Raw genomic sequence first — 12,534 nt, forward strand, 5'->3', positions numbered from 1 at the left:
CCTCCTGGTCGGGTCGCGGGTCGTGCGGGTCGTGCGGGTCGTGCGGTCGGGCGTGCCGGCCGCCGGACATCATCCCGGTGGGCGGGCGCCTCGCGGGTCAGCCTTCCATGATCCGGACGGGTGCCCCCGGCGCGGGCGGCCGGCCGGCTACCCGACGTCGAGGGCGAGCAGGTCGTCCTCGGTCTCGCGGCGCAGCAGCACGCGCGCCTCGCCGTCGCGGACCGCCAGCACCGGCGGGCGCGGCACGTGGTTGTACTGGCTGGCCATGCTGCGGCAGTAGGCGCCCGTACCGGGCACCGCCAGCAGGTCGCCGGGCCCGGTGTCGCCCGGCAGGAACTCGTCCTTGACCACGACGTCGCCGCTCTCGCAGTGCTTGCCGACCACGCGCGACAGCACCGGCGCGGCGGCCGAGGCGCGGCCGGCGAGCGTCGCCGAGTAGTCCGCGTCGTACAGGGCGGTGCGGATGTTGTCGCTCATGCCGCCGTCGACCGCCACGTAGCGCCGGGTGCCGCCGCCGTCGAGCGCGACGTCCTTCGTGGTGCCGACGCGGTACAGCGTGAAGGTGCTCGGCCCGGCGATGGCCCGCCCCGGCTCGGCCGAGATGCGCGGCACGTCGACGCCAAGCTCGGCGCACTCGGTGCCGATGATCTCGGCCATGCCGGCGGCCAGCTCGGCCGGGGGCAGCGGGTCGTGCTGGGTCGTGTAGGCGATGCCGAAGCCGCCGCCGACGTCGAGCTCGGGCAGCACGACGCCGTGGTCGCGGGCCACCGCGGCGTGCAGCCGCAGCACCCGCCGGGCGGCGACCTCGAAGCCCTGCACGTCGAAGATCTGCGAGCCGATGTGCGAGTGCAGGCCGCGCAGCTCGAGCTCGGGACGCGCCAGCACCCGCCGCACGGCCTCGGCCGCCACGCCCTCCGACAGCGACAGCCCGAACTTCTGGTCCTCGTGGGCGGTCGCGATGTAGGAGTGCGTGTGCGCCTCGACGCCGACGGTCACCCGCAGCAGCACCGGCGCCCGGAGGCCGCGCGCCGCGGCGGCGTCGGCGAGCCGGTCGATCTCGCCGAGCGAGTCGACGACGATCCGGCCGATGCCGGCCTCGAGCGCACGGGCCAGCTCGGCGTCGCTCTTGTTGTTGCCGTGCAGGCCGATGCGCTCACGGGGCACGCCGGCGCGCAGGGCGACGGCGAGCTCGCCGCCGCTGCAGGTGTCGAGGCTCAGCCCCTCGTCGGCGATCCAGCGGGCGACCTCGGTGCAGAGGAACGCCTTGCCGGCGTAGTAGACGTCGGCGCCGCCGCACAGCGGGCGGAAGGCGTCGTCGAACGCGGTGCGGAACGCCCGGGCCCGCGCCCGGAAGTCCGCCTCGTCGACGACGTAGGCGGGCGTGCCGTGCTCGGCCGCCAGCGACGCGACGTCGAGACCGGCCACCGACAGCTCGCCGCCGGCCTCGCGACGGACGCCCTCGGACCACAGCTGCGGCAGCAGGGCGTTGACGTCGGCCGGGGCGCGCAGCCAGGACGGCCCGAGGTAGCCGTCGGCGTGCAGGGCCCCCGCCTCGTGGGCCCTCACATGCGCTCCGGCGCGCTGACGCCCAGCAGGTCGAGCCCGCGGGCGAGCACCGTGCGGGTCGCCTCGTTGAGCCAGAGCCGGGTGCGGTGCAGGTCGGTGATCGCCTCGTCGGCGGACTGCGGGCGCACCCGGCAGGCGTCGTACCAGCGGTGGTAGGTACCGGCCAGCGTCTCGAGGTACCGGGCGACCCGGTGCGGCTCGCGCAGCTCGGCCGCGGTGGCGACCACGGAGGGGAACTGCCCGAGCGTGGCCAGCAGCGCGGACTCGGTCTCGTGGGTGAGCACCGCGGGGTCGAAGCCGTCGGCCGTGCGGATGCCGTCCTCGCCGGCGAGCCGGCTGACGCCGCAGGTGCGGGCGTGGGCGTACTGCACGTAGAACACCGGGTTGTCGTTGGTGCGCCGCACGAGCAGGTCGAGGTCGATGTCGATCTGCGAGTCGGCCGACGAGCGGGCCAGCGCGTAGCGGCCGGCGTCGACGCCCACGGCGTCGACGAGGTCCTCGAGCGTCACGACGGTGCCGGCCCGCTTGCTCATGCGCAGCGGCTGGCCGTCCTTGAGCAGGTTCACCATCTGCCCGATGAGGATCTCGAGGTTGCGGCCGGGCACGTCGCCGAAGCAGGCGCACATGGCCATCAGCCGGTTCACGTACCCGTGGTGGTCGGCGCCGAGCATGATGATCGCCCGGTCGAAGCCGCGCTCGCGCTTGTCGAGGTAGTAGGCGAGATCGCCGGAGATGTACGCGGGCTCGCCGTCGCTCTTGATGACGACGCGGTCCTTGTCGTCGCCGTAGTCGGTGGTGCGCAGCCAGAGCGCGCCGTCCGACTCGTAGAGCTTGCCGAGGTCGCGCAGCCGGGTGATCGCCCGCTCGACCGCCCCCGACTCGTGCAGCGAGTTCTCGTGGAAGTAGACGTCGAAGTCGACGCCGAAGTCGTGCAGGCTCTGCTTGATCTCGCCGAACATCAGGTCGACGCCCTCGCGGCGGAAGACCTCCTGCGGGTCCGCCTGCTGCAGCACGTCGGGCACCCGCGCGGTCACCTGCGCGGCGATCTCGGTGATGTACGCGCCGCCGTAGCCGTCCTCGGGCGCCTCCTCGCCGCGGGCGCGGGCCAGCAGCGAGCGCGCGAAGCGGTCGATCTGCGCCCCGTGGTCGTTGAAGTAGTACTCGCGGGTGACCTCCGCCCCCTGCGCCTGCAGGATGCGGGCCAGCGAGTCGCCCACGGCCGCCCACCGGACGCCGCCGATGTGCACCGGGCCGGTCGGGTTGGCCGAGACGAACTCGAGGTCCACCCGCTCGCCCGCGGCCAGCACGCCGTCGCCGTAGGCCGGGCCGAGCTCGACGATCGTGCGGGCCAGCTCACCGGCGGACGCCGCGTCGAGCACGATGTTCAGGAAGCCCGGGCCGGCGACCTCGACGCTCTTGACGCCGGGCACCTCGCCCAGCCGACGGGCGAGCACCGTCGCCAGGTCGCGCGGCGGCACCCCGGCCGCCTTGGCCAGCTGCATCGCCACGTTGGTCGCCCAGTCGCCGTGCTCGCGGTTGCGCGGTCGCTCGACGCGCACCGTCTCCGGCACGGCGGCGGTGGTCTCACCCGCCGCCACGGCGTCGGCGAGACAGGCACGGACGGCCTCGGCAAGCTCCTCTGGGGTCACCCGCACAGGTTACCGAGCGGAGCGGACCGGACCGACCGGGTATCCACAGGCCGGCCGAGCGGGCCGGCTCAGTGGACGCGGCCGCCCGAGGCCAGCACACCGACGATCGCCACCAGCTCGTCCGGGTCGAACGGCTTGGCGATGAAGGCGTCGACGTTCGCCTGCTCGGCCTGCGCGCGGTGGTGCCGCTGCACGGACGCGGTGACCATCACCACCGGCAGGTGCTCGAGCCGCGGGTCGGTGCGGATCATCGCGACCGTCCACCACCCGTCGCGGCGCGGCATCAGCGCGTCGACCGTCACCACGTCGGGCAGCGGGGCGTTGGGGTCGCTCAGGATGTCGAGCGCCTCCTGGCCGTCGTGGGCCTGGACCACGTCGTAGCCCTCGAGCTCGAGGTTCATCGCGATGAGCGTGCGCACCGAGTCGGTGTCGTCGCACACCAGCACGCGCGGCGAGTCCAGCGCGCTGACGGCTCGCCGCCTGCGCTGACCACCTGGGACCGGGACGCTCACCACGCCACGATACGACGCGGTCCCGAGGAGGTGCGCAGGGCCGCGACGCCGCGACCGCGCGTCAGGTCGCGTAGACCCACGTCGTCGGGGCGCTCGGGGTGCCACCGGTGAGGTCGTGGCCGCCGAGATCGCGCGAGTCGACGTGGACGACCTTCTGGTTGGACTGCTTGAACCCCAGCCCGGCGAACAGCTTCGCCTGACGCCGCTGCTGCACGGTGCGCAGCGGCTGCACGTCGCTGGCGCAGCCGAACTGGTGCTGGCTGTGCGTCGCGCCCCCGACCTTCGCGTTGTAGCGCTTGCAGCGGCAGCCGGAGACGATGCGCACCGGGACGCCCACCGACGCTCGATACGCCTCCAGCCGGCGCACGTGCGCGCGCAGCATCCAGATGCGGCGGCACTCGGGGAAGGCGCCGCCGTCCTTGCACCGGAACTCGACGAACGAGAAGTGGGCGCTCATCGTCGACCGGCCGACGGTGTGCCGCTTCAGCGACAGCCGCAGCGCGTCGGAGGTGTGCTCGCCGACCACACCGTCCACCTTCAGCGCGGACCCGAGGTTCCAGCCGCGCTGGAACCCCTCCACCGCGACCGCCAGACTGCGACCCGCGTTGTCGAAGCCGATCGCCGTCAGCGCCGCCTTCGCCTGCGGCGCCGTCAAGATGCTCGCCATCGCTGCTCCTCGTCGCGGGCGCGCTACGCGCCGGGTGTGGTGGACGGGTCGGGGCGGATCACCGAGCCGGACCCGTCCGTCTCGGCCGCGGTGTCCGTGTCGTCGAACCCCACGTCGTCGACGGCGTCGCCGTCGACGTCCTGCACGAGCACGGCGAGCTCGTCCGCACCGGGCAGCTCGGCGTCGGCGTCGGCGTCCGGCGGCGGGGCCACCTCGTCGGGCTCGTCGCCCGGCCCGTTGTCCGGGTGGTCGGGCGTGCTGGCCCCCTGCACGACGCGCGCCTCGTCGTCCGCCGTGCAGGCGGGCAGCTGCCGGGAGTCGGTGACGGGATCGGGAGGACCGACGAGGTCCGTGTCGGGTCCGTCGCCGGCGGAGAACGGCTCGTTGTCCTTCATGACCAGCTCCTCGCGAGGCGCCGCGCCTCGTCCCGGAGCGGAACGTACTCCCGCCGCCTCGGCGCGCTCAAGGATCCTGGGCGGACTCGCCTCGGGGTGCCCGCGGGCGACTGCGCCGTGGCGCAGGAGGAGCCGGTGGCGGCAGACAGCCGACCGGTCGTGCACTGCGCCCCCGGCAGGATTCGAACCTGCGCTTTCGCCTCCGGAGGGCGACGCTCTATCCCCTGAGCTACGGGGGCTCGGGCCTGAGAAGGTTACCAGGCCCGGTCACTCGCCCTTGACGTACTCCCAGTGCCAGGGCTCGGTGCGGGACGATCCGCCGGGCCGGGCCCAGGCCGGGTTGTCCCAGCCGAACGCGGGCGCGTGCGCACGCATCCAGCGGTAGCGGGCGGACGACGGGTCGTCGGGGCCCTTGCAGACGTCGACGGCCAGGCCCCACCCGTGGTTGCTCGTGCCAGGCCGGGCGGCCAGGCCGGGCTTGCGGCCGGCGAGGCTCACCTGCGATGCCAGCGAGCGGTAGGAGTCGGTGAGGCACAGGTGCGTGCCGAACTCCGCCTTGTAGTCGCCGTCGAGCCGGATGAGCGCGACGGCGGCGTCGCTGCGCAGCCGGTGGCGCCGGTCGAACGTCAGCACGCACAGGGCCGACAGCGGGATCTGCCCGTTCGCGAAGTGCCGGGCGGGCGCCGTGCCGTCGCAGCCACTGGCCTGCACGTCCTGCTCGGAGCGCTCGACGGCGGTCATGCGCAGCTCGGCGCCGCGGCTGACCCGGGGCACGCGTGCTGCGGCCAGCACGGTGGTGTCGACCGGAGCGCGGTCGGCCACCGCGCTCGTCCCCGGTGACGCGGCCGCGGGTGCGGTCGACCGCGGGCTGCCCTGTGCGGACTGCGGCAGCAGCTGGCTCAGCGCGACGGCACCCGCGGCCAGGCCGACCGCGGTGACCGCACCGACGGCACCGACGAGCCCGCGGCGGGGCGTGATGGCGGACGACGGCGCGACGGTGCGCGTCGGGCGCTGCCGGGCGGCCCTCGCCTGCTCCTGCTCGAGGCGCCGGCGCTCCATGCGGGTCGCGGGCTGCCCGGCCGCCGGTGGCACCGGCTGCCCGGGGAGGGCGACCGCGGGGACGTCGGCCGGCTGCGCCGACTCGACGGGCACGGGTGCCTGGACCGCGTCCTGGACCGGAGACGCGACGGGCGCTGCCGGGCCGCGCCGACGTCCGACGTACTCGCGCGGCGCGCCGTCCCGGCCGTCGGCGGAGCCGCGAGGCTCGGACGCCGGGTCGGGCAGGTAGGGCACGCTGAGGGCTCCGTCGGGTCGGCGGCGGGTCGTTCGGGCGGTGCCTCGACCCTAGGCGCTGCCGTGCGGAGCCGTCACCGGCGCGCGCTGCACGTGTGGCTCACGTCACACCGCGCGGGTCGAGCCGAGCGGGTGGCGCTCTGCGTACCCACCCCCGCGGCCACCGCCGTGCCGCCGCGTCTCGTCGCGCACCTCGCCGACCAGCTCCTCCAGCACGTCCTCGAGGAAGACGACGCCGGTCACCTCGCCGCCGTCGACGACCCGCGCGAGGTGGGCGCCGGACCGCTGCATGGCGGCCAGCACGTCCTCGACCTCGTCGCCCGCGGCGACCGTCACCAGCGACCGCACCCGCTTCTCGGGCACCGGCTGCTCGTAGCGCTCGTCGTCGGCGTAGAGCACGTCCTTCAGATGCAGGTACCCCGTCAGGTCGCCCGCGGGGTCGACCACGGGGAACCGGGAGAACCCGGTGCGGGCCACCAGCCGCTCGACGTCGGCCGGGGTGGCACCCTCGGCGATCGTCACCAGCTCGCCCACCGCCACCGCGACGTCGGCCGCGGTGCGGTCGCTGAACTCCAGTGCACCCGCCACGAGGTCGTGCTCGTCGCCGAGCAGCCCCTCGCGCCGCGACTCGGCGACGATCGACTGCACCTCCTCGGCGGTGAACGTCGAGGCGACCTCGTCGCGGGTCTGCACGCCGAGCAGCCGCAGGATGCCGTTGGCCGCGCCGTTCAGCACCGCGATGATCGGCTTCAGCACCCGCGACAGCCACACCAGCGGCGGCGCGAGCAGCAGGGCGGCGCGGTCGGGCCCGGCGATCGCCAGGTTCTTCGGCACCATCTCGCCGAGCACGACGTGCAGGTAGACCACGATCGCCAGCGCCAGCGCGAACGCCACCGGGTGCACGAACCCCTCCGGCACGCCGACGGCGGCGAACGGGCGCTCCAGCAGGTGCGCCAGCGCCGGCTCGGCGACCGCACCGAGGCCGACGGAGCAGATGGTCACCCCGAGCTGGGCGCAGGCGAGCATCGTCGAGACGTGCTCCATCGCGTAGAGCGTGCTCCGGGCCCGCTTGCTGCCGGCCGCCGCGGCCGGCTCGATCTGGCTGCGCCGGGCCGCCATCACCGCGAACTCGGCGCCCACGAAGAAGGCGTTCAGCAGCAGCAGCACGACGGTGAGGGCCAGGGCGGCTCCGGTGCTCACGACCGCACCTCCGGCGCCGGCGGGGTCGGGTCGGGCGCGCCGAGCGCGCCGGCGGGCGTCTCGCCCGGCACCCAGCGCAGGCGGTCGACGCGGCGGCCCTCCATGCGGGTCACCTCGAGCGTGCCGCCGCCCACCTCGATGCGGTCGCCCGGCACCGGCACCCGGCCGAGCCGGGCCATGACGAACCCGCCGACGGTCTCGTACGCACCGTCGTCCGGGACGTCGGCACCGGCGCGTTCGCGGGCCTCGTCGGGCCGCCACAGGCCGGGCAGCGTCCACGAGCCGTCGCGCAGCCGGCGTCCGGCGCTGCGGCCGCGGTCGTGCTCGTCGGCCACCTCGCCGACCAGCTCCTCGACGACGTCCTCGAGCGTCACCACGCCCGAGGTGCCGCCGTACTCGTCGACGACGACGGCGAGCTGCAGCCCCTCGTCGCGCAGCTGCACCAGCAGCGGGTCGAGCCGCACGGTCTCGGGCACGAGCAGCACCGGCGACATGAGCGCCGCGGCGGGCACCTCGGCGCGGCGCTCGGGCGGCACCGACACCGCGCGCTTGACGTGCACGACGCCCACGACGTCGTCGAGGCCGTCGTCGACGACCGGGAAGCGGGAGTGACCGCCGGCGCGGGCCAGCCGCACCACCTCGGCGGCGGTCTCGTCGCGGTGCACGGTGGTGCAGCGCACCCGCGGCGTCATGACGTCGGCGGCGGTGCGCTCGCCGAAGCCGAGCGAGCGGGTGACCAGCTCGGCGGTGCCGGCGTCGAGCGTGCCGGCCTGGGCCGAGTGCCGCACCAGCGAGGCGAGCTCCTGCGGGGTGCGGGCGCTCGACAGCTCCTCGCGCGGCTCGACGCCCACCCGGCGCAGGAAGGCGTTCGCGCTGCCGTTCAGGACGGCGATGAGCGGGCGCGCCACGATCGTGAACACCCGCATGGGCCGGGCGACGAGCTGGCCGGTGCGCAGCGGGTCGGCGACGGCGGCGTTCTTCGGCACCAGCTCGCCGAGCACCATGGAGAAGGCGGTCGCCAGCACCAGGGCGAGGGCGACCGACACCGCGTCGACCGCGCCGTCCGGCAGCCCGGCGGCGTGCAGCGGCCCCTCGAGCAGCGACGCGACGCTCGGCTCGGCGAGGAAGCCGACGAGCAGCGTGGTGAGGGTGATGCCGACCTGGCTGGCCGACAGCATGGTCGACAGCCGGCGCAGCGCGGTGAGCACGCCCTGGGAGCGCTGGTCGCCGGCGGCGACGGAGCGCTCGACCGAGCTGCGGTCGAGGGCCACGAAGGCGAACTCCGCGGCGACGAAGAGCGCCGTGCCGGCGGTGAGCACGACGGAGACGAGCACGAGCAGCCACTCGGTCACGGGCGGCTGCTCCAGCGTCTGTGCTCGGGCTCGTCGGGTTGCGGGGGGTCCGCTGCGGCGGGCGTCATCGCACGGAGTCTACGGCCTCACCAGCCGCCGGGCAGCGGCCGACCCTCCTCGTAGCCCGCGCCCGACTGCAGCCCGACGACGGCCCGCTCGTGCAGCTCGTCGAGCGTGCGGGCGCCGACGTACGTGCAGGCGCTGCGGACGCCGGACGTGATGTGGTCGAGCAGGTCCTCGACGCCCGGGCGCTCGGGGTCGAGGTGGATGCGCGAGTTCGAGATGCCCTCCTCGAACAGGCCCTTGCGGGCCCGGTCGAACGCGGACTCCTCGCGGGTGCGGGCCGCGACGGCGCGCGCCGACGCCATGCCGAAGCTCTCCTTGTAGTCGCGCCCGGCGGCGTCGGTCATCAGGTCGCCGGGGCTCTCGTGGGTGCCGGCGAACCACGACCCGACCATCACCTGGCTGGCACCGGCGGCCAGCGCGAGGGCGACGTCGCGCGGGTGCCGCACGCCGCCGTCGGCCCACGCGTGCCGGCCCAGCGACCGGGCGGCCGCCGCGCACTCCAGCACCGCCGAGAACTGCGGGCGGCCCACGGCGGTCATCATGCGGGTGGTGCACATGGCGCCCGGCCCGACGCCCACCTTCACGACGTCGGCGCCGGCGTCGACGAGGTCGCGCACGCCCTGGGCGCTCACGACGTTGCCGGCCGCCACGGGCACGTGCGGGGCGAGCGCCCGCACGGTGCGCAGCGCATCGAGCATGCGCTCCTGGTGGCCGTGGGCGGTGTCGACGACGAGGCAGTCGACGCCGGCCTCGAGCAGCCCGGCGGCCTTGCCCGCGACGTCGCCGTTGATGCCCACGGCCGCCGCCACCCGCAGCCGGCCGTCGCCGTCGACCGCAGGGACGTAGATCGTCGAGCGCAGCGCGCCGCGCCGGGTCAGGACGCCGGCCAGCCGGCCGCCCTGCGCCGTCCGGACGACGGGCGCGACGCGACGGCGCGCGGCGTGCAGCCGGTCGAACCCGGCACGCAGCCCCTCGGGGCTCTCGAGCTCGTCGGCGTCGAGCACCAGCAGGTCGCGGCTCATGACGTCGGCGAGCTGCGTGTAGCGGTCGACGCCCGCGCAGTCGGCCGGCGTCACGACGCCCACCGGCCGCTCGTCGGCGTCGACCACGACGACGGCGCCGTACGCCCGCTTCGGGATCAGGTGCAGCGCGTCGAGCACGGTGTCGTGGGGCTGCAGGGTGAGGGCCGTCTCGAGCACCGTGTGCCGCTGCTTGACCCAGTCGACGACCTCGGCCACGACGTCGATCGGGATGTCCTGCGGGATCACGGCCAGCCCGCCGCGGCGGGCCACGGTCTCGGCCATCCGGCGCCCGCTGACCGCCGTCATGTTCGCGACGACGAGCGGCACGGTGGTGCCGGTGCCGTCGCTGCTCGACAGGTCGACGTCGAGGCGGGAGGCGACGTCCGACCGGTTCGGCACGAGGAAGACGTCGCTGTACGTCAGGTCGGCTGCCGGGGTCTGCCCGTCGAGGAAGCGCACCCGGTGACGATACGGGGCGCGGCCTGTGAAGGGCCGTGGACCGTCGGGGGCGGCGGGTACGGTCGTCGGCATGACCAGCACCCCAGGCACCGCACCCGAGCCCGGGCAGCGGCGCGTGCTCGTCGTCGAGGACGAGCCCACCATCGCCCACGCCGTCGCCACCCGGCTGCGCGCCGAGGGGTACCACGTCGACGTCGCCGGCGACGGCCCCAGCGCCGTCGAGCACGCGCTGCAGGACCCGCCCGACGCGATGGTGCTCGACGTCATGCTGCCCGGCTTCGACGGGCTCGAGGTGTGCCGCCGCGTGCAGGCGCAGCGCCCGGTGCCGGTGCTCATGCTGACCGCGCGCGACGACGAGACCGACACGCTCGTCGGCCTCGGCGTGGGCGCCGACGACTACATGACGAAGCCGTTCTCCATGCGCGAGCTGGCGGCCAGGGTGAACGCGCTGCTGCGTCGCGTCGCACGGGCCCGGCAGCTGGCCGAGTCGGCGCAGGGTCCGGCGGCGCTCACCCTCGGCCCCGTCGAGGTCGACCGCGCCGAGCGGCGGGTGCGCCGCGACGGCGAGGAGGTGCACCTGACGCCGACCGAGTTCGACCTGCTGGTGCGGCTGGCCTCCAGCCCGCGCACCGTGCTGACCCGCGAGACGCTGCTCGCCGACGTCTGGGACTGGGTGGACGCCAGCGGCACCCGCACCGTCGACAGCCACGTGAAGGCGCTGCGGCGCAAGCTCGGCCCGGGCCTCATCCGCACCGTGCACGGCGTCGGCTACTCGGCCGAGCCGTCCGGCGTGCACGACGAGCCCGACGACGACGCCGACGCCAGGTCGTGACCGTGACCAGCACCTCGGACGGCCCGGCCGGCCGCGCCGACGAGCCCGGCGGGCGCGTGCCGCTCGAACCGGTCACCGGCAAGATCGAGCGGATCGCCGGGCCGATGCCGCGGGTGCGCGAGCTGCGCCCGATGGACCTGCGCCCGCTCGACCCGCTGCAGTCGATCAAGACCAAGCTCGGCGTGCTCGTGGGCGTCACCAGCGCGATGTCGGCGATCTTCGTCTGGCTCGGGCTGAACAACGACCTCGCCACCCGCTACACGCTGCCGCTCGCGGTCGCCCTGTCGCTGCTGTTCACGCAGATCCTGGCGCGCGGCATGACCTCGCCGCTGCGCGAGATGACCGCCGCCGCGCAGGCGATGGCCCGCGGCGACTACAGCCGCCGGGTGCGCGCGAGCAGCCGCGACGAGGTGGGGCAGCTCGCGAGCGCCTTCAACGTGATGGCCGAGGACCTCGGCGGCGTCGACCGGCAGCGCCGCGAGCTCGTCGCAAACGTCAGCCACGAGCTGCGCACGCCCGTGTCGGCCCTGCGCGCGGTGCTCGAGAACCTCGTCGACGGCGTCACCGCGCCGGACGACGCGACGCTGCGGGCGGCCCTGGCGCAGACCGAGCGGCTCGGCGACCTGGTGACCCAGCTGCTCGACCTGTCGCGCGTCGAGGCCGGCGCGGTGCCGCTGCACCTCGCGCCGGTGGGGCTCGACGAGTTCCTGAACACCTGCGTCGACGAGGCTGGGCTGGCCGGCGCCGACGTCCGCTACGAGGTCGACGTGCGACCCGCCGGGCTGCAGGTGATGGCCGACCGCGACCGGCTGCACCAGGTGGTCGCCAACCTGCTCGACAACGCCACCCGGCACTCCCCCGCCGGCGGCACCGTCACGGCGTCCGCGCGGCAGGCGGCCGGCGAGGTGCACCTCGACGTCGTCGACGAGGGCCCGGGCATCGACCCGCGCGACCGCGAGCGCGTCTTCGACCGCTTCCACCGCGGCGGGACGGCCCAGGACGGCGGCACCGGGCTGGGGCTGGCGATCGCCCGCTGGGTGGTCGACCTGCACGGCGGCACCATCCGGGTGCTCGAGACACGGACGGGCTGCGACATCCGGGTCGCGCTGCCCCGCTAGGCGAGGGCTAGGCTGGCGGCGGGCGATCAGCGCGGCGCTGCCGGCGTGCCGCCGCCTGCAGGTCGAGAGCGGAAGAGGCGATCCACGCCGTGGCGCAGGAGTCCACGAACAGCGACCCGATGGCGGCCTTCGGCCCGAACGAGTGGCTGGTCGACGAGCTCTACCAGCAGTACCGCGAGGACAAGACCAAGGTCGACCGGGCCTGGTGGGGTTTCTTCGCCGACTACTCCCCCGGCGACGCCGTTGAGGCCGCGCCCTCCGGCGCGAAGCGCGCGAACGGCGCGCAGGCCGCGGCCACGCCGCCCGCGCCTCCGTTGACCGAGGCACCTCCGGCGGCAGCAGCCTCGCCAGCACCAGCGGCGCCCCCCGCGCCGCCCACGCCGCCGGCGCCGCCGGCACCCGC

Annotated in this window: 12 protein-coding genes and 1 tRNA gene; 3 read left to right on the forward strand and 10 right to left on the reverse strand. The window is 75.3% G+C overall.

Translation table 11 applies throughout. The features are described 5' to 3' along the window. Nucleotides 1–147 precede the first annotated feature (147 nt). The 10 genes from lysA to ACYVI6_RS05720 form a co-directional block, all read right to left on the reverse strand. Complete coding sequence (gene lysA, locus ACYVI6_RS05675; protein WP_460445439.1) at nt 148–1,566, reverse strand: diaminopimelate decarboxylase; 1,419 nt, start codon at nt 1,564–1,566, stop codon at nt 148–150. Next, complete coding sequence (gene argS / locus ACYVI6_RS05680) at nt 1,563–3,215, reverse strand: arginine--tRNA ligase (RefSeq protein WP_460445440.1); 1,653 nt, start codon at nt 3,213–3,215, stop codon at nt 1,563–1,565. The genes lysA and argS overlap by 4 nt, the downstream gene beginning before the upstream one ends. 68 nt (nt 3,216–3,283) lie before the next feature. Further along, on the reverse strand, nt 3,284–3,727 hold the full coding sequence (locus ACYVI6_RS05685; RefSeq protein ID WP_460445441.1) for a response regulator: 444 nt from the start codon (nt 3,725–3,727) through the stop codon (nt 3,284–3,286). A gap of 61 nt (nt 3,728–3,788) precedes the next feature. Continuing rightward, entirely contained in the window at nt 3,789–4,394 is a 606-nt protein-coding gene (locus ACYVI6_RS05690) for a D-Ala-D-Ala carboxypeptidase family metallohydrolase (RefSeq protein WP_284290221.1), read from the reverse strand. A gap of 23 nt (nt 4,395–4,417) precedes the next feature. Next, nucleotides 4,418–4,789: a hypothetical protein gene (locus ACYVI6_RS05695; protein WP_460445442.1), complete on the reverse strand. Its 372-nt coding sequence runs from the start codon at nt 4,787–4,789 to the stop codon at nt 4,418–4,420. Between the two features lie 167 nt (nt 4,790–4,956). Continuing rightward, nucleotides 4,957–5,028, reverse strand: a tRNA-Arg gene (locus ACYVI6_RS05700). A gap of 28 nt (nt 5,029–5,056) precedes the next feature. After that, the gene (locus ACYVI6_RS05705) at nt 5,057–5,941 is read right to left on the reverse strand and encodes a M15 family metallopeptidase (protein WP_460445443.1); all 885 of its coding nucleotides are present in this window, start codon (nt 5,939–5,941) and stop codon (nt 5,057–5,059) included. A gap of 246 nt (nt 5,942–6,187) precedes the next feature. Further along, nucleotides 6,188–7,282, reverse strand: a complete 1,095-nt coding sequence (locus tag ACYVI6_RS05710; RefSeq protein WP_460445444.1) for a hemolysin family protein — start codon at nt 7,280–7,282, stop codon at nt 6,188–6,190. Beyond that, complete coding sequence (locus ACYVI6_RS05715) at nt 7,279–8,634, reverse strand: hemolysin family protein (protein ID WP_460445445.1); 1,356 nt, start codon at nt 8,632–8,634, stop codon at nt 7,279–7,281. Before ACYVI6_RS05715 ends, ACYVI6_RS05710 begins: the two co-directional genes overlap by 4 nt. Before the next feature lie 86 nt (nt 8,635–8,720). Next, nucleotides 8,721–10,181 carry a GuaB1 family IMP dehydrogenase-related protein gene (locus ACYVI6_RS05720; RefSeq protein ID WP_460445446.1) on the reverse strand — a complete coding sequence of 487 codons (1,461 nt, stop codon included), beginning with the start codon at nt 10,179–10,181 and terminating at the stop codon, nt 8,721–8,723. A 70-nt stretch (nt 10,182–10,251) separates the two neighbouring features. Between ACYVI6_RS05720 and ACYVI6_RS05725 the strand changes: the two genes are divergently transcribed. From ACYVI6_RS05725 to ACYVI6_RS05735, 3 genes are all read left to right on the forward strand, one after another. After that, nucleotides 10,252–11,013, forward strand: coding sequence for a response regulator transcription factor (locus ACYVI6_RS05725; protein ID WP_460445447.1), 762 nt, complete (start codon nt 10,252–10,254; stop codon nt 11,011–11,013). Nucleotides 11,014–11,117: 104 nt separating this feature from the next. Then, complete coding sequence (locus ACYVI6_RS05730) at nt 11,118–12,131, forward strand: HAMP domain-containing sensor histidine kinase (protein ID WP_460445449.1); 1,014 nt, start codon at nt 11,118–11,120, stop codon at nt 12,129–12,131. 89 nt (nt 12,132–12,220) lie between these two features. Beyond that, nucleotides 12,221–12,534: 2-oxoglutarate dehydrogenase E1 subunit family protein (locus tag ACYVI6_RS05735; RefSeq protein WP_460445448.1), on the forward strand; the 314-nt coding region annotated here is incomplete at its 3' end.

Source organism: Angustibacter aerolatus, from assembly GCF_054776675.1.

Excerpts from the sequence above, each read along its gene's own strand:
- ACYVI6_RS05695 (WP_460445442.1), bottom strand. The coding sequence starts at position 4,789 with ATGAAGGACAACGAGCCGTTCTCCGCCGGCGACGGACCCGACACGGAC.
- ACYVI6_RS05690 (WP_284290221.1), bottom strand. The coding sequence starts at position 4,394 with ATGGCGAGCATCTTGACGGCGCCGCAGGCGAAGGCGGCGCTGACGGCG.
- ACYVI6_RS05725 (WP_460445447.1), top strand. The coding sequence starts at position 10,252 with ATGACCAGCACCCCAGGCACCGCACCCGAGCCCGGGCAGCGGCGCGTG.
- ACYVI6_RS05730 (WP_460445449.1), top strand. The coding sequence starts at position 11,118 with ATGCCGCGGGTGCGCGAGCTGCGCCCGATGGACCTGCGCCCGCTCGAC.